General features: G+C 39.8%; 22 protein-coding genes and 4 tRNA genes. 10 read left to right on the top strand and 16 right to left on the bottom strand.

The window, feature by feature from the left end; genetic code table 11:
- Position 1: 1 nt before the first annotated feature.
- The gene (locus HLH16_RS05860; protein ID WP_131286538.1) at positions 2-586 is read right to left on the bottom strand and encodes an anthranilate synthase component II; all 585 of its coding nucleotides are present in this window, start codon (positions 584-586) and stop codon (positions 2-4) included.
- Positions 587-1,549: 963 nt separating this feature from the next.
- On the opposite strand from HLH16_RS05860, the gene glnA reads away from it, so the two are divergent.
- From glnA to ubiA, 4 genes are all read left to right on the top strand, one after another.
- Positions 1,550-2,965 (top strand): type I glutamate--ammonia ligase, encoded by a 1,416-nt coding sequence (gene glnA, locus HLH16_RS05865; RefSeq protein WP_171458762.1) that lies wholly within the window; start codon positions 1,550-1,552, stop codon positions 2,963-2,965.
- Positions 2,966-3,052: 87 nt separating this feature from the next.
- Positions 3,053-3,328, top strand: a complete 276-nt coding sequence (locus HLH16_RS05870; RefSeq protein WP_171528624.1) for a hypothetical protein — start codon at positions 3,053-3,055, stop codon at positions 3,326-3,328.
- 113 nt (positions 3,329-3,441) lie between these two features.
- Positions 3,442-3,951, top strand: coding sequence for a chorismate--pyruvate lyase family protein (locus HLH16_RS05875; protein WP_171528625.1), 510 nt, complete (start codon positions 3,442-3,444; stop codon positions 3,949-3,951).
- A gap of 23 nt (positions 3,952-3,974) precedes the next feature.
- Positions 3,975-4,853 carry a 4-hydroxybenzoate octaprenyltransferase gene (ubiA, locus tag HLH16_RS05880; RefSeq protein ID WP_171528626.1) on the top strand — a complete coding sequence of 293 codons (879 nt, stop codon included), beginning with the start codon at positions 3,975-3,977 and terminating at the stop codon, positions 4,851-4,853.
- Between the two features lie 303 nt (positions 4,854-5,156).
- On the opposite strand, the gene HLH16_RS05885 is transcribed toward ubiA, so the two are convergent.
- The 7 genes from HLH16_RS05885 to HLH16_RS05915 all read right to left on the bottom strand — a co-directional run bounded on the left by HLH16_RS05885 (position 5,157) and on the right by HLH16_RS05915 (position 8,194).
- Positions 5,157-5,600, bottom strand: coding sequence for a DUF2726 domain-containing protein (locus HLH16_RS05885; RefSeq protein WP_171528627.1), 444 nt, complete (start codon positions 5,598-5,600; stop codon positions 5,157-5,159).
- A gap of 56 nt (positions 5,601-5,656) precedes the next feature.
- Positions 5,657-5,732, bottom strand: a tRNA-Asn gene (locus HLH16_RS05890).
- Positions 5,733-5,835: 103 nt separating this feature from the next.
- Entirely contained in the window at positions 5,836-6,087 is a 252-nt protein-coding gene (locus HLH16_RS05895) for a hypothetical protein (protein ID WP_250850236.1), read from the bottom strand.
- A 252-nt stretch (positions 6,088-6,339) separates the two neighbouring features.
- A tRNA-Asn gene (locus tag HLH16_RS05900) sits at positions 6,340-6,415 on the bottom strand.
- 5 nt (positions 6,416-6,420) lie between these two features.
- Positions 6,421-6,496 (bottom strand) — tRNA-Asn (locus tag HLH16_RS05905).
- A 159-nt stretch (positions 6,497-6,655) separates the two neighbouring features.
- A complete protein-coding gene (gene sodB, locus HLH16_RS05910; protein WP_131286526.1) occupies positions 6,656-7,282 on the bottom strand; it encodes a superoxide dismutase SodB in 627 nt (208 codons plus the stop codon).
- Between the two features lie 153 nt (positions 7,283-7,435).
- Positions 7,436-8,194, bottom strand: coding sequence for a Nif3-like dinuclear metal center hexameric protein (locus HLH16_RS05915; RefSeq protein ID WP_171528629.1), 759 nt, complete (start codon positions 8,192-8,194; stop codon positions 7,436-7,438).
- Between the two features lie 171 nt (positions 8,195-8,365).
- On the opposite strand from HLH16_RS05915, the gene HLH16_RS05920 reads away from it, so the two are divergent.
- On the top strand, positions 8,366-9,544 hold the full coding sequence (locus tag HLH16_RS05920) for a trypsin-like peptidase domain-containing protein (RefSeq protein WP_131286522.1): 1,179 nt from the start codon (positions 8,366-8,368) through the stop codon (positions 9,542-9,544).
- A 278-nt stretch (positions 9,545-9,822) separates the two neighbouring features.
- On the opposite strand, the gene HLH16_RS05925 is transcribed toward HLH16_RS05920, so the two are convergent.
- Positions 9,823-9,898: transfer RNA gene (locus tag HLH16_RS05925), tRNA-Asn, on the bottom strand.
- Between the two features lie 238 nt (positions 9,899-10,136).
- Here HLH16_RS05925 and HLH16_RS05930 point away from each other — a divergent pair.
- Complete coding sequence (locus HLH16_RS05930; RefSeq protein WP_171528630.1) at positions 10,137-10,595, top strand: hypothetical protein; 459 nt, start codon at positions 10,137-10,139, stop codon at positions 10,593-10,595.
- 83 nt (positions 10,596-10,678) lie between these two features.
- Here HLH16_RS05930 and HLH16_RS05935 read toward each other — a convergent pair whose 3' ends face one another.
- On the bottom strand, positions 10,679-11,110 hold the full coding sequence (locus HLH16_RS05935; RefSeq protein ID WP_171528631.1) for a PaaI family thioesterase: 432 nt from the start codon (positions 11,108-11,110) through the stop codon (positions 10,679-10,681).
- A 455-nt stretch (positions 11,111-11,565) separates the two neighbouring features.
- Between HLH16_RS05935 and HLH16_RS05940 the strand changes: the two genes are divergently transcribed.
- Positions 11,566-12,408: a DMT family transporter gene (locus HLH16_RS05940; protein WP_171528632.1), complete on the top strand. Its 843-nt coding sequence runs from the start codon at positions 11,566-11,568 to the stop codon at positions 12,406-12,408.
- 87 nt (positions 12,409-12,495) lie between these two features.
- Here HLH16_RS05940 and HLH16_RS05945 read toward each other — a convergent pair whose 3' ends face one another.
- Entirely contained in the window at positions 12,496-13,722 is a 1,227-nt protein-coding gene (locus HLH16_RS05945; protein ID WP_131270104.1) for a pyridoxal phosphate-dependent aminotransferase, read from the bottom strand.
- Positions 13,723-14,030: 308 nt separating this feature from the next.
- A complete protein-coding gene (gene map / locus HLH16_RS05950; protein WP_171528633.1) occupies positions 14,031-14,855 on the bottom strand; it encodes a type I methionyl aminopeptidase in 825 nt (274 codons plus the stop codon).
- Between the two features lie 207 nt (positions 14,856-15,062).
- Here map and rpsB point away from each other — a divergent pair, with 207 nt between their 5' ends.
- The 3 genes from rpsB to HLH16_RS05965 all read left to right on the top strand — a co-directional run bounded on the left by rpsB (position 15,063) and on the right by HLH16_RS05965 (position 17,450).
- Positions 15,063-15,812: a 30S ribosomal protein S2 gene (gene rpsB / locus HLH16_RS05955; protein WP_131286514.1), complete on the top strand. Its 750-nt coding sequence runs from the start codon at positions 15,063-15,065 to the stop codon at positions 15,810-15,812.
- 140 nt (positions 15,813-15,952) lie between these two features.
- Positions 15,953-16,828, top strand: a complete 876-nt coding sequence (gene tsf, locus HLH16_RS05960; protein WP_171528634.1) for a translation elongation factor Ts — start codon at positions 15,953-15,955, stop codon at positions 16,826-16,828.
- A gap of 88 nt (positions 16,829-16,916) precedes the next feature.
- Positions 16,917-17,450 carry a DUF3465 domain-containing protein gene (locus HLH16_RS05965; protein WP_171528635.1) on the top strand — a complete coding sequence of 178 codons (534 nt, stop codon included), beginning with the start codon at positions 16,917-16,919 and terminating at the stop codon, positions 17,448-17,450.
- Between the two features lie 33 nt (positions 17,451-17,483).
- On the opposite strand, the gene HLH16_RS05970 is transcribed toward HLH16_RS05965, so the two are convergent.
- From HLH16_RS05970 to HLH16_RS05985, 4 genes are all read right to left on the bottom strand, one after another.
- On the bottom strand, positions 17,484-17,939 hold the full coding sequence (locus HLH16_RS05970; protein ID WP_171528636.1) for an Mpo1 family 2-hydroxy fatty acid dioxygenase: 456 nt from the start codon (positions 17,937-17,939) through the stop codon (positions 17,484-17,486).
- Between the two features lie 274 nt (positions 17,940-18,213).
- Positions 18,214-18,822, bottom strand: a complete 609-nt coding sequence (locus HLH16_RS05975; RefSeq protein ID WP_131286504.1) for a septal ring lytic transglycosylase RlpA family protein — start codon at positions 18,820-18,822, stop codon at positions 18,214-18,216.
- 286 nt (positions 18,823-19,108) lie between these two features.
- Positions 19,109-20,110 carry a lytic murein transglycosylase B gene (gene mltB, locus HLH16_RS05980; RefSeq protein WP_171528637.1) on the bottom strand — a complete coding sequence of 334 codons (1,002 nt, stop codon included), beginning with the start codon at positions 20,108-20,110 and terminating at the stop codon, positions 19,109-19,111.
- Between the two features lie 703 nt (positions 20,111-20,813).
- Positions 20,814-21,464 (bottom strand): hypothetical protein, encoded by a 651-nt coding sequence (locus HLH16_RS05985; RefSeq protein WP_171528638.1) that lies wholly within the window; start codon positions 21,462-21,464, stop codon positions 20,814-20,816.
- Between the last annotated feature and the right edge of the window lie 4 nt (positions 21,465-21,468).

Here is a 21,468-nt window from a genome sequence, read left to right on the forward strand (position 1 = left end):
TTTATGCATAAATTTCGAGAAAGTTTTGGAAGATTTGATGACCATGCTGGCTCAAAATAGATTCAGGGTGGAACTGCACGCCTTCGACGGCTAATGTCTTATGTTTGACACCCATGATTTCTTCCATACTGCCATCGGCTTCATTGGTCCAACAGGTCACTTCCAAACAATCCGGCACAGTCGCCTGATCAATCACCAGTGAATGATAGCGCGTTGCCGAAAACGGAGAAGGCAGGTTGCTGAAAATGCCTTTGTTGCTGTGGTACATGTCGGACAAACGACCGTGCATGACATTTTTTGCGCGAATAATATCGCCACCAAAAGCTTGTCCAATGGCTTGATGTCCTAAACACACGCCAAGCAATGGAATTTTGCCGGCAAAGTGCTGAATCGCTGGAATTGAAATTCCGGCTTCACTTGGCGAACACGGGCCAGGACCAATCACCAGATACTTGGGTTGCCATCGCTCGATATCTTCCAATGTCACGGCATCATTACGGACTACTTTTACGTCTTGATTTAACTCGCCAAAATATTGAACGATGTTATAGGTAAAGGAGTCATAGTTGTCGATCATTAAAAGCATGAGCTAACCTATTGAAATTTACGCACTTATATGTGCTCGAATAGTCCAGGAATACTCACATTGTTTCCAGTTTCAATGCACAACCTTATATCAATAAAGTTTATTGAAACGGATAAAAAATGGAGTGCGAATAATCATAGCAAAAAATAAGCATTTTCGGCTGAACTATTTCTATGATAATGATTTTAGAGGAATCACAGGATAAGAATAAGCTGATTTATTTACATTTTGTCTTGAATGAAATTCATCGCTGTTTATTTCAACCATTGAAACCATCTTTAAAGAATATGGAGGCTTTATTTCGATTTAAAAGCAATGAATGAGGTGATGAAATTGAATTTAAGTAATAGGCTAACTATAAGTAAGTTTTATGGGTGTGAAAATTTGATTAGTTGAAGCTGAACTTAATAAAGGAGCATGCATAGAAGGAAATGTGATCCAACCTTAATCCCCAAAATGGCGCACAGTCTTTCTTTATTAAAATGCTGAAAAAATCTACGAGTCAAACTGTCTTGAATATAAAATCTTGAAAAAATAATAAGATAATCTCATTCTAAATTTAAATTTATACAATGGGGTAAAATTAAATAGTTGAAATATTAAGTAATTAAATCATCGACATGGATGTAAGTTGATTTTTAAGTATATATTTTAATCTGATGAAAAGGAAAGTGAACCCAATAGATGAAAACAAGGCTCATTTACAACTTTTAAAAATAAACTCGCACCATTTTGATACACTGAAAGTGGCTTTTTAAGCAAAAGTAATTAAGAGTGTTTGAATATGGTGCATTTACATTTGCACACAGTATAATAGCGTCAAACTAAAGTATCTAAATCTTCTATTCTGATAAAGAATTCAATATTTTATCTTTGTTTTTTAAAGTTGGTACGGGATTTGCTTTATAACTGCCAACTACTAACACGCACTTAACAGGTGCAACAAAAAATCATCGGAGCACAATGAGCATGGCGAACAAGGTCCTTCAACTCATCCAAGAAAGTGGCGCAAAATGGGTCGATTTTCGCTTTACTGATACTAAGGGTAAAGAGCAACACGTAACTTACCCAGCAGATACGATTGACGAAGATACATTTGAAGACGGTAAAATGTTTGATGGTTCTTCAATTGGCGGTTGGAAAGGCATCGAAGCATCTGACATGATTTTACGTCCAGATGCTGCAACATGCTTCCTTGACCCGTTCTTTGCTGAAGCAACAGTTGTTGTAACTTGTGACGTGATCGAGCCTTCAACTGGTCAAGGTTACGACCGTGACCCACGTTCAATTGCTCGCCGTGCAGAAGAATATTTGAAATCTACAGGTATCGGTGATACTGCATTCTTTGGTCCGGAACCAGAATTCTTCGTATTTGACGAAGTGAAATGGGAAATCGATATGTCTGGCGCGCGCCATACATTGATCGCTGAAGAAGCTGCATGGTCAACAAACAAAGACTACGAAGGTGGTAACTCTGGTCACCGTCCACGTGTTAAAGGCGGTTACTTCCCAGTTCCTCCTGTGGATTCTTCACATGACATGCGTGCAGAAATGTGTGCAAAAATCGAAGACATCATGGGCCCTGGTCGTGTAGAAGTACATCACCACGAAGTTGCATCTTGCCAGTTGGAAATTGGTGTGAGCTTCAACACGATGGTTCGTAAAGCGGACGAAGTTCAACAGTTCAAATATGCTGTTTGGAACGTTGCGCATCAATATGCTAAAACTGCAACCTTTATGCCTAAACCAATGGTTGGCGATAACGGTTCTGGTATGCACGTTCATATGTCGATCTCTAAAGATGGCAAGAACTTGTTTGCTGGTGATGAATATGCAGGCTTGTCAGAAATGGCGCTTTACTTCATTGGTGGTGTGATTAAACATGCTCGTTCATTGAATGCAATCACAAACCCTTCTACAAACTCGTACAAGCGTTTGGTTCCGCATTATGAAGCGCCGATTATGCTTGCTTACTCAGCACGTAACCGTTCTGCTTCTATCCGTATTCCTTACGTTTCTAGCCCTAAAGGCAAGCGTATTGAAGCACGTTTCCCAGATCCAATGATGAATCCGTACTTAGGTTTTGCGGCATTGTTGATGGCTGGTCTTGATGGTATTCAAAACAAGATCCACCCAGGTGAAGCTGCTGACAAGAACTTGTATGATCTTCCTCCTGAAGAAGAAGCGAAAATCCCTACAGTGGCTCACAGCTTAGATATGGCTCTTGAAGCACTTGCTGCTGATCATGACTACTTGTTAAAAGGTGGCGTGTTCACTAAAGAAATGCTTGATGCCTATATCGAACTTAAAACTGAAGAAGTACGTCGTCTGAACACGACTACTCACCCAGTTGAATTTGATATGTATTACAGCCTTTAATTCTTTTAAGAATTTAAGCTTTAAAAACCCGCTCATGTAGCGGGTTTTTTTGTATCATTGTTTTTGAAACTCATTATTGTAAATACTATGGCACAACGTAAAAAACACACCAGTTTTTATCCGTGGATTGATCCTAAAGATCATGAGCAAGGTTTTAAAATGAACTTTTCTGCCGTGACCTATGTAGAAGTGGGACGCACGGTGGAAGGCTATAAACAAGCTGAATTTGTGGGGTTAAAAAATCCAGAACTCGCTCTAGACTTTGATTATCCAAAAAGTTTTTATTTGAGTGCTGAAGGGATGATTTTAATCAAGACCCCGCAGGGCAAATTTGAAGTGATTGCCAAAACAGATAATTGTTGATCGCATTTGATGGGATATGATGGGGAAGAGTCATGGCTGAGTTAATATTGGCTATTGCTAACATGATGTATATATGAGATTAAAATCAATCAACCTAAATGAGCAGGGGACTTATGCAAAACAAGCGAGCATGTAAACGACAGGATAAACAGATTCCTGCTGAATTACGTGAATGGTTGTATGCATCGGGTTCACTCACGCAGCAACTGACAGATTTAGCGGATGGAGAGTTTAAGGTACAGCCGATCCAAGAGCATTTTTTGCGTTTAAGCTTTGCAGACAGCCAGTGGATGAACATGCCGCATCAGCATACCTCATGGGTGCGTGAAAGTTATTTATATGGCTGTGAAGATCAGCCTTGGGTGAAAGCAAAAAGTATCTTTCCAATTTTAAGTCTGCAATCTCGTGCACGTATCTTCCAGCATATTGGCAAAAAGCCCATCGGCTGGTTCTTGTTTCAACGCACCAATCCTCATTGCGAGCGCCGTGTGATTCTGCTTGAAGAGGGTTGGACACGGCAAAGTTGCTATACTTGGCATGGTTGTAAATTTATTGTTCAAGAGACTTTTTTGTCTGCTTTTGAACAGTTTATTCAGCAAAATACTTCACAAAAAAATATTTAACAGAAATTTGGTTAAGGACTGTCATGGATATTGCGAAACAGACTACATGGCGTGAGCGTTTAGCAGCGTATTACTATTTATGTCGTTTTGATAAGCCGATTGGCACAGAGTTGGTGTTTTGGCCAACCATGTGGGCATTGTGGATTGCAGCCAAAGGTGTACCCGACTTAAAAATACTGTTGTTGATGATTTTGGGTGTGGTTTTTATGCGTGCAGCAGGCTGTGCCATAAATGACTTTGCAGACCGTAAAGTGGATGGTGCTGTTGCCAGAACCAAAGATCGACCTTTAGCGACAGGGGTAATTAAGCCGATAGAAGCCATTTGGGTATTTTTAATTCTTGTCGCGGCAAGTGCGGCACTATTGTTCTTCTTGCCGATAGAAACCTTTTACTGGTCATTTGGTGCGTTGTTTTTAGCCTTTATCTATCCCTTCATGAAGCGCTATACAAACTTGCCGCAAGTGTTTTTAGGGGCTGCATTTTCCTGGTCGATTCCAATGGCCTATACCGCAGTCGGGCAAACACCCGATTTGACCTGTTGGCTTTTATACTTTGGTAATCTGGCCTGGACAGTGGCTTACGATACGCAATATGCGATTACCGACCGCGAATATGATTTAAAAATTGGGGTGAAATCAACTGCGATTTTATTCGGAAAATATGACATCGAAATCATCTCGCTATTACAGGCAGCAAGTGTGTTGTTGATTGGTGCAGCTTTGTTCCGAGAGTCTTTACTTGTACCTTTTGGATTAATGGCTTTGCTCATTGTTGTAGCTGACTTTATTTATCAGTGGACAAAAACCAAGGATAGAAATCCACAACTCTGCTTTTGGGCATTCCGTCATAATCGTTGGATAGGCTTGATCATCTTTGCTGGAATCTTTATTGCATTGCTTTAATGCTGTGCTGGTCTGAAAGTTGAATTTTATAAAAAGCATCTACTAAATTGTATTTAGCCAGATGCTTTTTTATGCTTAATTAAAATATCGTGGTATTGAAATAACTCAGAATAAAAAGTACGTATAAAATTCGATATGGCGTTGTGCAAATTATCCCATCGATCACAAGCATCATGAGCTGTATTTGAATGATGCTGGCTTGTCTCAGATTAAACTGGATTTTATTCCACTGATTGTTTGAGCGCCGATTACGCTACCTTTAGCGGCTTGGCTATTTAGAAATAGATTTTTATTGGTGAATTTCTAAAGAATGTCTTTATGCAATTGTCTGACATTTGGAATTTCGGTGTAGCGTAATACACGATAACCGGCTTCATGCAGCATGTGGTCACGAAATTTATCTTCTTCAACTTTGTATAAATGCGTCGGGTCATCTAACTCAATAATCACTAAAACTTGTAGCGATTCATTAAGTAAAACGAAGTCGGTGACCTTGCGATTGAACTTGTTGCGAATTTTAAGATTATGACTGGTAATTAATGCACTAAAAGCAACTTGTGCCAAGACATGATATTGAGGAAAGGCTTCTTTTAAACGCACGTACATTCTGCATTCATAAGGCGTAATGACACGTTTGGGATAAAACTTTTTTTTAGTTTTGAAATATTGCTGAGCACACAGGATGATCAATGCAAGACTGGCAATAATACCAATCACAAGAAAGGCAGATGAACTGGAATTAAACACGATACGAATCTACAGATAAGAAAAAACCCACTCAAGTAGAGTGGGTTTTTAGAATTTGGCTCTCCAACCTGGGCTCGAACCAGGGACCTGCGGATTAACAGTCCGTCGCTCTACCGACTGAGCTATTGGAGAATCTGATACGCATTCTATGTATCTAAGCTGAAGGGGTCAAGGGCTTATGCTTAAAAAAACCATGAAAATGAATTGAATGTTTTAAAAATAAACTTATTGCTGATTATTTAAGTGATTTTATGAGGTCTATATAATTTTCTTTGCTTTGTAAGGGGTGTGCTTTACGGCATTCGTTGAGCAATTGCATCAGCTCGGCTTGGGTAAGCTCAGGTTTGAGTTGTTGTTGAATGTGTTTTAAAACCTCTGGGTTCTTTTGGGGTAAGTTACGGGTGCAATGAAATAAGCGTTCATACATGAGCGCGGAAGCCTGCTTTTTATTTTCAGAATTTTGGCTGCATTGAAACACTGCGAACATGACAACAATCAAAATAATCCAGAAAATGAGAGATTTTAACCAGGTTGCATTCATGGCGGCTTATTAAAATATTTTTATTAGAATTAACATAACTAAATTTTAATAAGCGAACAATAGATAGGGGAATGATCAACAATTTTAATAAAGAGGGGGGATCTCAGAAAACAGATCCAAAGTAGGGGATACGAGATGTGAAAAGAAATTTGGTGGATAAAAAAAGCCCACTTCATCATGAGTGGGCTTTTTAGAATCTGGCTCTTCCACCTGGGCTCGAACCAGGGACCTGCGGATTAACAGTCCGTCGCTCTACCGACTGAGCTATGGAAGAATAGATGGCTCTCCAACCTGGGCTCGAACCAGGGACCTGCGGATTAACAGTCCGTCGCTCTACCGACTGAGCTATTGGAGAATCTGATGCGCATTTTAGGGATGAAAAGCTAAGTCGTCAACACGTAAATATAAACAAATGAATCATTTGCCTTATAATTATGCAGATATGCCCTAAAAATAAAAAAACCACCCTTTATGGGTGGTTTTTTTATGCAGAAAATAAAATTTATTTTAAATCTTATTTTTCAACGCCAGCTTCTTGGCCAGCATATTTAGCATTTGCATAATCCCAGTTTACCAAGCTTTCTAGGAAAGTTTTGATGTAAGCAGGACGTGCATTACGGTAGTCGATGTAATAAGCATGTTCCCAAACGTCAATCGTCAACACTGCAACTTTACCGTGAGCAAGTGGAGTGTCAGCATTTGAAGTTTTAAGAATAGACAAGTTGCCATTTACTTGGTCAGCAACCAACCAAGCCCAACCTGAACCGAATTGAGTGGTTGCAGCAGCAGCGAATTCTTCAGCAAATTTTTCATAAGAACCGAAAGCTTCATCAATTTTAGCAGCTAAAGTACCAGTCGCTTTACCACCACCGTTTTTAGCCATACAGTTCCAGTAGAAGGTATGGTTCCAAACTTGAGCAGCGTTGTTGAATACGCCAGCTTTAGCAGCATCACCAGCAGATGCTTTGATGATTTCTTCTAAAGTTTTACCTTCAAGGTCAGTACCTTTGATCAGGTTATTCAAGTTTACAACGTAAGTGTTGTGGTGTTTGTCGTGATGGTATTCTAAAGTTTCTTTGCTGATGTGTGGAGCAAGATCTTCGTAACCGTATGGAAGTGCCGGTAAAGTAATCGTTGTCATGTTTTCAATTCCTTGCGTTTTGCTGGGTTTTGACATTAAGTGGCCTTATTGTAATGGATTCTTTGCCTAAATTGCGCATTGCTTATAAATAACAATACAGAATAAAGCCTGAATTTATACGTATAAAGAAAATGTCAAACCGTCAAATTTAAATTAAATCGGATTGTTTAATTCGAAGTAACTATACTCAATATCGAACTGTTCTGAAATAGCTTTTGCAAGGCGTTGTACGCCATAACGCTCGGTTGCATGATGCCCGCAAGCGTAATAATGCACGTTCAGTTCTTTGGCTTCATAATAGGTGCGCTCACTGACTTCACCAGAAATGTAGGCATCACAATTTTGCTCAGCTGCTTTGCCAATACAATCTTGTGCACCACCGGTACAGAAACCGATTTTTTGGATTGATGTTTTATCAGCAGCAAGATGAATGGCATTAAAATCTAAACGCTGCGATACATACAGTTTAAATTCTACAGCAGACACAGGCTGTTTTAAATAACCAATATTACCAATCGGATTACGTTCGGTTGGGTCTAAAGCTTCAATATTTTCTAATGCTAAAATATCTGCAATCGCCGCATTATTACCTAAAGTAGGGTGACTATCTAAAGGTAAATGATAACCCACCAATGAAATATCATGTTGAATCAGGCTTTTTATGCGTTTACCGCGCATGCCGGTAATTGGGTAGGGTTCGCCTTTCCAGAAGTAGCCGTGATGGACCAGCAGCAAATCCGCACCTTGTTCAATCGCTGCATCAATTGCATCTTGAGATGCGGTGACAGCACACAATATTTTATTTACATCGGATTTGCCTTCAATTTGCAAACCATTGGGTGCATAGTCTTTAAATTCGTGTGATTTCAGGGTTTGGTTACACCACTGAATAATCTCATTGAGCTTTGCCATAAATTTTTCAACAGCCTAAATATTTAACATCATCAAAACATATTTTGAATTGTAACTAAAGCATGACAAAACTCTTGCACTATTTTTATGTTTCCTGCTGTATTTCATTTTACAATGGCGCATAAATTACTTAGTCATCAACGAATTAAAATATTGTTAGAGGAAATTAACGTGCGTCGCACCTTTACATGGTTACCTTGGGTTTTACTCATTTTGGTCACGCTGGGTTTTCTTGCATGGCAACAATATCAGCAGCCTAAAGCACCTGTTGCATCTGATGGTGTAAAAATGCCGGTAGAGAAAGTGGAGCCTTTAGTCAGTACCACGAGAACAGGCGGTATTGAATCCTATAATGCTGCGGTTAAAGTTGCTGCGCCTGCGGTAGTAAATATTTTTACCACCCAGAAAGTGAAGCAAGCTGAACATCCTTTGTTAAATGATCCTGCATTTCGTGAATTTTTTGGTGATCAAGTGCCAGATCAATTCGGTCAGGAGCAAAATGAAAATAGCCTAGGTTCTGGTGTTATTGTTCGTTCAGATGGTTATATCTTGACCAATAATCATGTGATTGCACAGGCTGATCAAATTGTCGTGGGATTAAATGATGGGCGTCGTGCGGTAGCAAAAATTATTGGTACTGATCCCGATTCTGATCTTGCCGTGATTAAGATTGAACTCGACAAGCTGCCGGTTTTGCCTTTTAAACTCAGTGCTAATGAAGTGGGGGATGTTGTTCTTGCCATTGGTAATCCATTTGGTGTGGGGCAGACCGTCACTCAAGGGATTATTTCTGCCACCAATCGTTCGGATTTGGGGATCAACACTTATGAAGACTTCATTCAAACCGATGCTGCCATTAATCCGGGTAACTCGGGTGGTGCGCTGATTGATGTGGCGGGTAATTTGATTGGGGTGAACACGGCTATTTTCTCGCAATCCGGTGGTTCATTGGGTATTGGTTTCGCTATTCCGGCGAAGGTCTGTCAGCAAATCCTGAATTCAATTTTAAAAGATGGTCGCGTGGTTCGTGGCTGGTTGGGTATTAGCCTCATGCCAGTGCAACAGGAAAATATTCTTGAGCCTAAACAAACAGGTGTCGTAGTTGCAGACGTGCTTCCTCAAGGTCCTGCAGCCAAGGCTGGAATCAAGAAAGGCGATAAAATTATTCAGGTAAATGGTGAAACCATTACTTCTGCATCGCACTTGATTAATTATGTTGCGTTGCAAGCTCCGAATAGCACAATCAAAATTGAAGTGATTCGAGATGAGAAACCATTAATCCTGAATGTGGTGGTGACTGAACGTAAAGCACAGAATAATAATTCACAATATATTCCTTTACCGGAGTAATAAAATAATCTTTACATTCATCCATATTAAGATGGGATGAATGGAGAAAAGCGCATTTCGATGCGCTTTTTTTATTGTTTACCCATTATTTCACTACGAATTTTTATATCTCAATCAATTTATGACTATGAGTGGACTAACTTGATAGCGGATAGATATTTGCAGATTTGATTTTAATAAAGAGCCAATTAAGATCATTGTTTTTATGATGATTTGAATAGTTATGGATTATTTAGGCAAAAAAAAGCCCGCTTTAATGCTGCGGGCTTTTTCGTGTTTGGCTCTCCAACCTGGGCTCGAACCAGGGACCTGCGGATTAACAGTCCGTCGCTCTACCGACTGAGCTATTGGAGAATCTGCATGCGATTATAAGGAGATTTTGTAGAGGGTCAAGCTAAAAGTGTCATGATTCCTTAATTTTTGTGCTGTATGCTTTTTATTTAGACAAATAAATCAAAAATGTTAAAAAAACTTGCACAGCCAAAATCGGCTTGTTAGATTAAATGCATAACAGAGCGTTTGAATGAAAGTTCAAACAGTGTGGATTTAAACCAACTTGCCAGCACTAAAATGGCTAAACAGGAGAAAGCGAATGCATACGCTGACGATTGCCGAAATCTTTTCAAATTTATCTTTTTATCAAGACAATTACCTTTCTATCATTCAAGATCCACAACGCTATCAAACTGCCGTTGAAGATGCTTATGTCCAGGTGTGGCCTGTAGGAACTCAAGCCTTATATCTGGGTGATTTATTGCAGCTGTGGTTTAGTGATAAATGGTTGATTGATTCACCTTGTCAGTTATTACTAGAAAGCTATTCAAATGGTCGTAAGCAACCTTTGCAACGTGATCATGATCTGTATTTGTATCAACTGAATGGCAGCGCTTTATCCGGACGCAATAACTCGAAAGTGTGGTCAGTGTCGGAACAGAAGAAACTCGCGGTATCTCTCGATAGTGTGTTCAAATATTTATGTATTTATAAAGCGACGTCACGTCCAGAAGTGCCTTTTCCAGAGTTAACGAAATCACTTAAATCGGCTGTTTAATGATGAGTGATGGCTAAGAGCTTAAGTAACTTAACTTAAGCTCTAGTTGAATCAGGACGTGCTCCAAATACAGCACTTCTATATTAACGAATAATCATACAAGTCGCAGTAGCATGCGCATAAAGTTTGCCATCTTCATCAATAATTTTACCTTCAGAAATACCCAAGTTCTTGCTGATATTAATAATGGTGCCCACGGCATGTAGTTCTTTGTCTTTGGGAATGGGACGGCACATTTTTATATTCAAGTCGATGGTGCCATAGCCTACACCTGCTTCCAGCATACTGTGTACCGCACAACCGGTGACGGAATCCAGTACTGTTGCGGCAAAACCACCGTGTACGCCCCCTAAAGGATTTAAGTGGCGATGATCTGCTTTTACTTTGAAATGAATCGTTCCTTCTGAAACTTCATAAGGCTGCATTGGTATAGTTTCACTAATACTTGCAGGTGGGATTTTCCCTGTACACATGGCTTGTAAAAGTTGCAATCCTGTCATTTCTTTGGGCTTCATTACGATCTTCCTGAATGATTATTAAGTTCTAAAAAGGCACTGCTGAATACGTTAGTTGGCTGCTGCATATTCATCAAGTCAACTCAGATAATGTTATATGCTTGAGGAATGCTGTTTATTATAGGTTTTTGGTAACTATCTGCTTTAAAACATAAGGTTAATATAATAATTAAACTAGAGAGTGGAGTGCATATAAAAAATTTATCAATTTTATTTTTATAAAAATTTTAAATAAAAATAATGATTTGTATTTTTTGAGTCGTTGGGGTGACAAGGATTAATCAAATAAAGTGATCTCTAAATACATTAACTTGGAGTTTGTGATGAGCTTAAACAGGGGGTTATAAGTTTATTTGATATAAGGCATTAGAGATAAAGATTGGAGCTTATGTCTAAATCTGTATATCTATGATAATGAATAATAGAAGCCCGTCGTTGAATATGGATGCTCAACAATGTTCTTAAAAATAACTTTGGCAATGATTGCCTTTGCTGCAAATTCAGTGTTGTGCCGTTTGGCTTTAGCGGGACATGAAATTGACCCGTTAAGCTTTAGTGTGATTCGTGTTTGTAGTGGTGCTGGGGTTTTATTGATACTGTGGTTGCTCAGTCAGAGGCGTCAGCTCATACAATGGCATTTAAATAGCGCATTGGCTTTGGCGATTTATATTGTGGCATTTTCATATGCTTATCTTAAAATTGATGCGGGTGTTGGCGCACTTTTACTGTTTGGAACGGTGCAATTGACCATGGTGTTTTATGCTGTTTTTCATGGTGAGAAACTGAATTTAAAACGTGGTCTGGGTTTGATGATGGCGTTAACCGGAATCATTATTCTGCTGTTACCGGGTGCGAGTGCGCCGAGTTTGAGTTATTCGATCATTATGATGATTGCAGGTTTGGCTTGGGCGGCTTACAGTATTTTGGGTAAGAACATGCAAAATCCGTTATCGGGTAGTGTGGGTAATTTCCTTCTGGCGATCCCTTTTGTGATGATGGCCTATTTTGTATTGCATCAAGATGCAATGCTCACTCCTCAAGGTGTTGCTCTGGCAGTGCTGTCAGGTGGCGTAACCTCGGGGGGCGCCTATGTATTGTGGTATTTCATTGTTAAGCGTATAGATCGTATAGATGCAAGTACTGTGCAATTGAGTGTGCCATGTTTAGCTATTTTGGGTGGTTCACTTTTTATTGGCGAAACAATCGGACTACGGATTATTTTATCTACCGTGATTGTCTTGCTGGGAATTTTTTTGGTTATTTATGCAGGCAAGCATAGCGTTAAAGGCAATCACTAAGTCATTTTTTATATTGAATAAAACTTTGCTATTAAAAAAACCCGCGAAAATCGCGGGTTTTTTTAATCTGGCTTTAGAAAAAGCAGATTATTTTTCAGCAGCAATTGAAGCAATCGCAGCGTCAACGCCTTCGATTGAATCAGCAGCTTTCTTGATACGTGCAAGTGCATCTACAAGAACTTCGTCAGCAGTTGCATATGAAATACGCATGTAACCGCCTAGACCGAATGCATCACCAGGAACAACAGCAACACCCGTTTCTTCCAATAACCATGCAGAGAATTCTGTGCAAGATTTTAAGCCTTTTGCACGAATCAATGGACGGATGTTTGCATATGCATAGAATGCACCATCAGCAGGTAAGCAAGTAATACCTTTGATGTCATTTAAGCCTTTAACAACCAGGTCATGACGACGTTTGAATGCTTCAATCATTGGCTCAAGCACATCTTGAGGGCCGTTCAATGCAGCTTCAGCAGCAACTTGAGAAATCGAAGTCGGGTTTGAAGTTGATTGAGACTGGATTTTTTTCATTGCGCCAATAAGCTTAGCAGGACCCGCTGCATAGCCAATACGCCAGCCAGTCATTGCATAGGCTTTAGACACACCGTTAAGTACGATTACGCGGTCATAAAGGTCTGGAGCAACAGTTGCGATGTTGTAGAACTCGTCATCCCAACGGATTGGTTCATACATGTCATCTGAAGCAACCAATACTTCTGGGTATTTACGAAGCACTTCAGCCAAAGCTTCTAATTCAGCTTTAGTGTAGATCATGCCTGTAGGGTTAGAAGGGCTGTTAAGCACCACTAAACGCGTTTTGTCAGTGATTGCTGCTTCTAATTGAGCAGGAGTGATTTTGAAACGTTGTTCTTCACCACATTTCACAACAACTGGAACACCTTCAGCGATGATCACCATGTCTGGATAGCTTACCCAGTATGGCGCAGGGATGATCACTTCATCACCTTTGTTTAACAAAGCAAGTGCCAAGTTAAAGAATGATTGTTTACCACCGCAAGAAACCAGGATCTGGTTTGCTGCATAATCAAGATTATTGTCGCGTTTGAATTTTGCGATAATCGCTTTTTTAAGACCTGGAGTACCGTCAACAGCGGTATATTTGGTAAAACCGTTGTTAATCGCAGTAATTGCTGCATCTTTGATGTGTTGTGGGGTATCAAAATCTGGTTCACCTGCACCCAAACCAATTACGTTTTTACCAGCAGCTTTAAGTTCAGCAGCTTTATTGGTAACAGCAAGTGTAGGGGACGGTTTGATGGCATTGACACGATCAGAGAGACGTACGTCCACGGCAGTATTCCTTCTTATAGGGATTAAAAAATAAAAAAGCACACTATCTTAGCCTAAAAAACAGGAGAAAGGGGTGCAAGAAATATACGATATGTAAAAAATATATTTTTATGAATAATTGTTTCAATAGTTTTGGCTTTTATAGAGATGATTTTATGTTTTTACAGGAATAGAAAATAACTCAAGAAATTGAATGTTTGGAAAGCGCTTTAACCTAAGTAACGCGACTGGATGAAATAAAAAAAGTTTAAATATAAAAATGGCTACTTCAATGTAGCCATTTTTAAGCTGCAATTTAAATAGAAGAATTACATGAAACGAGACAAGTCTTCTTCAGGACGTGCAGTCAGTACTTCAACACCAGTTTTGGTGACTAAAAGCGTGTGTTCATATTGTGCAGATAACTTATGGTCTTTAGTCACTACAGTCCATTTGTCACCTAATAATTTAGTTTGCCAAACACCCGCATTCACCATAGGTTCAATGGTGAAGGTCATGCCTTCTTCAAGCACCATGCCGGTATCTGGCTGACCATAATGAAGGACTTGCGGTTCATCATGGAAAGTTGTACCGATACCATGACCACAATATTCACGTACTACGCTAAAGCGTTCAGATTCAACGTACTTTTGAATGGCATGACCAATATCACCAATGGTTGAACCGGGTTTAACCGTTTCCATGCCACGATACATCGCTTCTTGAGCAACTTTACACAGGCGGTCAGCCAAAATGGAGGTTTCACCACCGACGATGTACATCATGTTGGTATCGCCGTGGTAGCCGTCTTTGATGACGGTGACATCGATATTTAAAATATCACCTTTCTTTAACACTTTAGCGTCAGATGGAATGCCGTGGCACACCACATGGTTCACAGATGTACAAATCACATGCTGGAATGCAGGGCGACCAGGCGCTGCACCGTAACCTAAACATGCTGGAATGGCATCTTGTTTATTGACAATATAGTCATGACAAATCGTATCAAGCTCAAGGGTTGTCACACCCGGAACAACATGCGGTTTGATCATATCCAAGACTTCTGCTGCCAGTCGTCCCGCCACACGCATTTTTTCAATTTCGTCAGGGGTTTTAATGAGTCGACGTGGAGCTTGGTAAGTACTGTTCATGATCTCTAAAAACTTTTGGAAATTTATATGTGACTATGGTATAAATAGCCGCCCATTTTATCAAATGCTTTTTCGTGAATATATTTCACGGGCTTTGTTGGATGGGGCAACAAAATCCGCACATATATCGACACATTTCTCTGGGTGCCTTTCGAGGTGGAGAATGCGGGTATATGGAGGCCTAACCCAAACTTTAAGGTATAGAAAATGGCAGATTACAACGTAAGCATGCGCGACCTTCTTCAAGCTGGCGCGCACTTTGGTCACCAAACTCGTTTCTGGAATCCAAAGATGCGTGAATACATCTTTGGTGCGCGTAACAAAATTCACATCATCAACCTTGAACACACTGTTCCTGCGTTAAATGATGCTTTGAACTTTGTTAACAATCTTGCTAGCAAAAAGAACAAAGTATTGTTCGTTGGTACTAAACGTGCTGCATCTAACATCATCCGTGAACAAGCGCAACGCGCTGGTCAACCATATGTTGATCACCGTTGGTTAGGTGGTATGTTGACGAACTGGAAAACTCTTCGTCAATCAATCAACCGTTTAAAAGACCTTCAAACTCAATCTCAAGACGGTACTTTCCTTAAGCTTACTAAACGTGAAGCTTTAGAGCGTAGTCGTGAGATGGAAAAACTTGAACGTGCTTTAGGCGGCGTTAAAAACATGGGTGGTTTACCTGACGCATTATTCGTAATTGACGTTGACCACGAATCAATCGCGATTAAAGAAGCTAAAAACCTTGGTATTCCTGTAATCGGTATCGTTGATACAAACTCTAACCCAGACAACGTAGACTACGTTATCCCGGGTAATGACGATGCAATCCGTGCTGTTACACTTTATGCTTCTGCTATGGCTGATGCGATTCTTGCTGGTAAAGAGTACGCTCAATCACAAGCAAACGCTCAAGCGAAAGCTGAAGACGTTAAAGAAGCTCCAGAGGCTTAATGCGTTTTGACGCAAGGTTGTCATTTTTGCGACATGTAATGGTGGCAAATTAAGCGTCAAGAAAGCAGAACGGCCCAGAGAACACTTTGGGCCGTTTTTGTTGAACAGATTCATTTTTCTACCGTATTTAGGAGAACAACATGACTGCAGTTACTGCGAGCATGGTAAAAGAATTACGTGACCGTACTGGTCTTGCAATGATGGAATGCAAAAAAGCATTAACAGAATCGAATGGTGATGTTGAGTTAGCGATTGATAACCTTCGTAAATCTGGTCAAGCAAAAGCAGCTAAAAAAGCAGGTAACATTGCTGCTGATGGCGCGATCACGATTGCTCAAGAAGGCAACAAAGCGATTCTTTTAGAAGTAAACTGCCAAACTGACTTCGTTGCTAAAGACGAAAACTTTGCTGGTTTCTCTGCTAAAGTTGCTGCTGCTGCTCTTGCTGCAAACGTAACTGATGCGGCTCAAATCGCTGAATTGAAACTTGAAGATGGCCAAACTGTTGAAGAAGCGCGTATTGCTCTTGTTCAAAAAATCGGTGAAAACATCCAAGTTCGTCGTGCGAAAATTGTTGAAGGCGAAAACCTTGCAGTTTACAAACACGGTTTAAAAATCGGTGTTGTTGTGTCTTACACAGGTGATGCTGCGACTGGTAAAGGTATTGCAATGCACGTTGCTGCGTTCAACCCAGTTGCTGTAAATGCTGAAGGCGTATCTGCTGATCTTATCGCTAAAGAAAAAGAAATTGCTGAAGCCAAAGCATTAGAATCTGGTAAACCAGCAAACATCGTTGAAAAAATGGTGACTGGTTCAGTTGAAAAATACTTGAACGAAGTTGTTCTTGAGCGTCAAATGTACGTAATCGACAACGACAAGAAAGTTGCTGATGTTCTTAAATCAACTGGTACTACAGTTGCTCAATTCGTTCGCTTCGAAGTAGGTGAAGGTATTGAGAAGAAAGCAGAAATGAGCTTCGCTGAAGAAGTTGCTGCTGCTCAAGCTGCTGCAAAATAATTATTGCCTTTAGGTAAAACTATTTTGTGAAAAAAGCCCCATTTGGGGCTTTTTTTATGAAGATGGTTAAATTTTTAGGAAGAGCACGATGGTAAATAAAACCAATGTGGGGGTTGGCGCAGTTATTGTTGTCTTAATTGCCGCATATTTTGGAATGGATTTACAGGAACAGCAGAATCCTTCAACTCAATCGCCCACGGATTTAGAACCACAAACTGAAATTTTATCGAAATCAGAACATCAGAAAGCATTTGTAGAATCGAAATCAGCAAATTTATCCACTCAAAATGATGATGAAAAAATTCAACAGGCATTTCGAGAACAAAAAAGTGATATTCAAGTCCAATCCAGCGGGCGAGTGAAAGCTATTTTGCCTGATGATAATAAGGGTTCACGTCATCAAAAATTTATTCTGGAATTGGTTAATCGGAAAACGGTATTGGTCGCTCACAATATTGACTTAAGTCCGCGTCTGGATGGCTTGGAAAAGGGTGAAATTGTCCAATTTTATGGTGAATATGAATACAGTCAACAGGGTGGTGTAATTCACTGGACTCATCATGACCCACAAAAAAGCCATGCCGACGGTTGGTTGAAGTATAAAGGAAGAACCTATCAATAAAGGTTCTTCGAAAGGCTGAAATGATAATGGTGTCTAAATCGCTGTCATTTGCTTTTTTTGGCGTTTTTTCCATTTGGGTATCAATTTACCTAGATAGGCATCCACACACCATACTGGGCCAATGAGGAGGAATTGGAGGTCTTTAAAGAAAGAAGGCTTTTTACCTTCGACTTTGTGCCCGTAAAATTGCCCAATCCAAGCCAAAACAAAAATTGCGATATAGAATCCGGCACCTACAGGTAAGATAAAAATAAGCCACGCCATGACAACGAGTAGGGCAGCCATTGCCACAGCAAGTACCAGATCGAGCCGCGCATAAAAGACAAAAGTTAAGACCAATATCAGGGCGGTGAATAACGCACTGAAATGAGCAAGAATTCCAATGATTGAAAAAAGAATTGCTGGCACACAAACCCAATGAATGGCTTTGTTGGTTTTGTCTTGATGACTCTCACTATATTCATCTAACCATTCGGTTATTGTTTTCATCATCCACTCCAGCTGGATTTAGGATCTATAGGCTTATTTTTATTTAAATAAAATATAAACCAGAACTAGGAGCGGGTCAAAATTCAATCATCGTGATTTTTAACCAGCCACTCAGATGATCTAAAAGATGTTATACGTTGTTGGTATTTTATTGTGAGAAGTGGCTTTTGTAACAGGAGCGGGGTAGGTAAATTAAGCCTGCTTTTTGATAGACATTAAAAAAGCCACTGTGAAGTGGCTTTTAAGTCAAATGTATTAGGAGACTAGCATCATCTTATGAATTTGGACCATCAACACGTTCAATATTTACTTTTGCAGTACCTGCATTAGTAATACCTAACTGTTTTGCAGCGCCATAAGACAAGTCTAGAACGCGGTTGCCATGGAATGGACCACGATCATTCACTTTCACTACGACACTCTTACCATTGGTTTTATTGGTTACGCGAATATAACAGTTCAATGGCAGGCTACGGTGAGCTGCAGTGAGTCCATTCATATCGAATGTTTCACCGCTTGCTGTTTTACGACCATGAAACTGGCGACCGTACCAAGATGCTGCGCCGGTTTGGCTAAATTTACGAACTGTGTTTGATGCAACAGTGTTTAGCTTTTCAATCACTGAAGGCTCGTCTTCAGGAATTTCAATTTTTGCTGCAATGGTTTGACGACGGATTTTATCGCCAGAACGCTCAGTGATTGAAAGACTATTTAAGTTTGAGAAGTGTGAATTAAAATTTTGAGCGTCTTTATTGAGCACACGCGTGGCTAAGCGAGAGTTGTCATGATCTGTATTAAATGATGACTGTACCAATTCCGCTTGAGACTGACTCAGGGCAAAAGTGGTGGTTAAGGCTAAAATATACTTTATCGATGAATGCATTATTAAACTCCTAAAGACCATTGACTTAATTTCATTTAAAAGCTTGAAATATAAGCAATCCAGTCTGTTAATTCTCTTTTGCAACTACATTTGACGAGATGGATAATATTCATGCCATGCTAAAGCTGTCTACTCTTTAATTGAAAATATTACAAAAAGGACAGAAATAGAACGTTTTTCGATTAAAAAATAATCAATATTGTAACCATATATTTAAAACGCCTGTTTTGTGCGCCATTTTGCATAAAAAAATCTTGACTTTGGTTGTTTTTCGTAAAAACCAGTCTTAACGACTGGCGATTTCAGTGCCTAATTGCCATACCGCAGTGGCATACATACGGCTCTTGTTATAGGTCGTAATGACTTGAAAGTTTGGGTAAGTTATATAATAAATTGGCGCATAGCTGTCTTGAAGCTGAATAATATTCACCATATCGAGATCATCTATTTTCACAATCGGATTTGTTGGTGTAACACCTTGATTCTTTAAGACTCCATAAGGTGTTGCTTGTTCCAAATCTTTGGCGATAATTGATTCTGGATTATTTCCTATATAGCGTGCAGAAAAGCCAATCGGTTGATTGCGTTGCCAGCCATGTTGAGCCAAATAATTGGCAATCGAACCAATCGCATCTACCGCTGAATTTCTCAGGTCAATATGCCCGTCAGCATCATAGTCAACGCCTAGTTTGGGAATGTTGCTTGGCATAAATTGAGGGTAGCCGATTGCACCCGCATACGAACCTGTCACTGAACTGGTTGGAACACCATCTTTATAGGTCCATGCAATCAGTGCAGAGAGTTCATCCTGAAAATATTGTGCACGACGTTCATAGCCAAAACCTAAAGTTGCCAAGGCATCACGGGTGACGAAATTGCCTTTATTGACACCAAAACCGGTTTCTACTCCTAAAACACCTAAAATCACCGATTGAGGCACACCAAACTGCTGTTCTGCACGGTTTAAGGTATCGGCATATTGATTTTTGAAACGCACCCCACGCTGAATGGTGCTTTCAGCCATAAAGTTGGTTTTATATTGGTACCAGGGCTTACTTTCACCTGGACGATTCATGATATTGATAATATTGGGCAGGTTTTTTGAGCCATTCATGGCCCAGTCGACTTGCTCGGCACTTAAGCCATAAGTCTGCATGGTTTTTTGCTTGAAGCTGTTATATGCAGGGTGATTATAAAAATCATTGGCTTGGCAGAAGCTGGTGATGGAAAGTGCACCGAGAAGTAAAGGAAGACGTTTAATTTTGTTATAAAAGTTGATATTTAACATATTACTCAAAGTTCCAAAAACATAATCAGTGTGTATCAATTGACATCACGACGCTAAAAGCTGCCATTTCAGACTGAATGACTGAAAATCTATCGCATGAAAGGTAACAGAATTTCTATTGGGGCTTAAGATAACATTGACCAGAGCTGCATCAACAAGTACGTATACAAAAAAAGACAAAGATCGTAGGTCTGCGCGTAAATCTGCGTATTTGAGACCGGTTTTCTTGGCTATGCTTTGCTATTGTCAGTTGAAGGACAAAAATAAAAGATCATCCGCCTGTTTTAGCTGATCAAGTCTGGTCTTTTACATTGTTTGCAATGATACGGTCTATCTAGGCTTAGGGTAAGAAATTTAGTGGCAATTGTGCTTTCTCAAGCAGTTTTTGGTTGAAAATACATCACAATACATTGCGCTGCTAAACAGGGACTTGTTGCGAGCAAATCATCCGATATTTAGTGGTGACGCAAAATCATGTTCCCTCATCACTTTATATCGAAATGATTTGCATAAAAATGTAAGAGTGGGAAAAAGATGACTGTCTTTTTTCTGAAATCAAGGTAATACAAAGCCAATTTGTAATACCTGATCGAACTGAATCCGCATAAAGGCGGTATTGATTCACTGTACTTATTAATTGAGAGCGAAATCTTGCCATAAAAAAACCTGGCTATTGCCAGGTTTTAGATTGTTCTAAAAGTGCTTAAGGATGAAATAAGGTATCGTGATATTCCGCAAGTGCCAAAAGCTCAGCTTTATTGAGATTCGGAATGATTTTGTCCACTGCCATATGGACTGCTTTAATTACCGCAGCAGATCCGATATCTGCAGTTTTACGCTTGATCATGCCCAAATCTAGGGTCTTATTAAAGTCACTCATAAAATGACGAACAGTCGCTTCAGCAAATTGCTTATACGATTCAGTGAGCGCCGCTTTATTGACGTCATTGCCGGCTTTAATTTCCGCATAACTGTGTTTGAGATTGGTCACCAAACTTGCGTCCAAACGTTCGCCTACGCGCAAGTTACCTTCCGCATCTTTGAACAAGCTTTTTTCAGAAAATTCAATCGATTGTTTGACCACATCATTTGGAGATTTCCCCATCAGCTGTTTCAATAAAACAGCAACGGTTGATTTGATGTAACCTGCGAGTTTTTCAGCAGTATCACGTTTATCACTGGCTGGAAAATGGTGAACAAGTTCGGTCAAAATGGCATCAATGATTTCTTCATTAATCAGCAATGCTATTTTGTCGCGTAAAGGGTAAAGCGGTTCGCTGGAATTTTTCTTTTCCTGAGCGGTTTGAATACTGGTTAATAATTCTGCAGAAGGAATAAACCCAAAAAATGGCATGTTA

The sequence above is a fragment of the Acinetobacter sp. ANC 5378 genome (assembly GCF_013004315.1).
Classification (GTDB): Bacteria; Pseudomonadota; Gammaproteobacteria; order Pseudomonadales; family Moraxellaceae; genus Acinetobacter.

Coding starts and splice junctions, on each gene's coding strand:
- HLH16_RS05860 (WP_131286538.1), bottom strand. CDS start 586: ATGCTTTTAATGATCGACAACTATGACTCCTTTACCTATAACATCGTT.
- glnA (WP_171458762.1), top strand. CDS start 1,550: ATGAGCATGGCGAACAAGGTCCTTCAACTCATCCAAGAAAGTGGCGCA.
- HLH16_RS05870 (WP_171528624.1), top strand. CDS start 3,053: ATGGCACAACGTAAAAAACACACCAGTTTTTATCCGTGGATTGATCCT.
- HLH16_RS05875 (WP_171528625.1), top strand. CDS start 3,442: ATGCAAAACAAGCGAGCATGTAAACGACAGGATAAACAGATTCCTGCT.
- ubiA (WP_171528626.1), top strand. CDS start 3,975: ATGGATATTGCGAAACAGACTACATGGCGTGAGCGTTTAGCAGCGTAT.
- HLH16_RS05895 (WP_250850236.1), bottom strand. CDS start 6,087: ATGTTCGCAGTGTTTCAATGCAGCCAAAATTCTGAAAATAAAAAGCAG.
- sodB (WP_131286526.1), bottom strand. CDS start 7,282: ATGACAACGATTACTTTACCGGCACTTCCATACGGTTACGAAGATCTT.
- HLH16_RS05915 (WP_171528629.1), bottom strand. CDS start 8,194: ATGGCAAAGCTCAATGAGATTATTCAGTGGTGTAACCAAACCCTGAAA.
- HLH16_RS05930 (WP_171528630.1), top strand. CDS start 10,137: ATGCATACGCTGACGATTGCCGAAATCTTTTCAAATTTATCTTTTTAT.
- HLH16_RS05935 (WP_171528631.1), bottom strand. CDS start 11,110: ATGAAGCCCAAAGAAATGACAGGATTGCAACTTTTACAAGCCATGTGT.
- HLH16_RS05940 (WP_171528632.1), top strand. CDS start 11,566: ATGTTCTTAAAAATAACTTTGGCAATGATTGCCTTTGCTGCAAATTCA.
- map (WP_171528633.1), bottom strand. CDS start 14,855: ATGAACAGTACTTACCAAGCTCCACGTCGACTCATTAAAACCCCTGAC.
- rpsB (WP_131286514.1), top strand. CDS start 15,063: ATGGCAGATTACAACGTAAGCATGCGCGACCTTCTTCAAGCTGGCGCG.
- tsf (WP_171528634.1), top strand. CDS start 15,953: ATGACTGCAGTTACTGCGAGCATGGTAAAAGAATTACGTGACCGTACT.
- HLH16_RS05965 (WP_171528635.1), top strand. CDS start 16,917: ATGGTAAATAAAACCAATGTGGGGGTTGGCGCAGTTATTGTTGTCTTA.
- HLH16_RS05970 (WP_171528636.1), bottom strand. CDS start 17,939: ATGAAAACAATAACCGAATGGTTAGATGAATATAGTGAGAGTCATCAA.
- HLH16_RS05975 (WP_131286504.1), bottom strand. CDS start 18,822: ATGCATTCATCGATAAAGTATATTTTAGCCTTAACCACCACTTTTGCC.
- mltB (WP_171528637.1), bottom strand. CDS start 20,110: ATGTTAAATATCAACTTTTATAACAAAATTAAACGTCTTCCTTTACTT.
- HLH16_RS05985 (WP_171528638.1), bottom strand. CDS start 21,464: ATGCCATTTTTTGGGTTTATTCCTTCTGCAGAATTATTAACCAGTATT.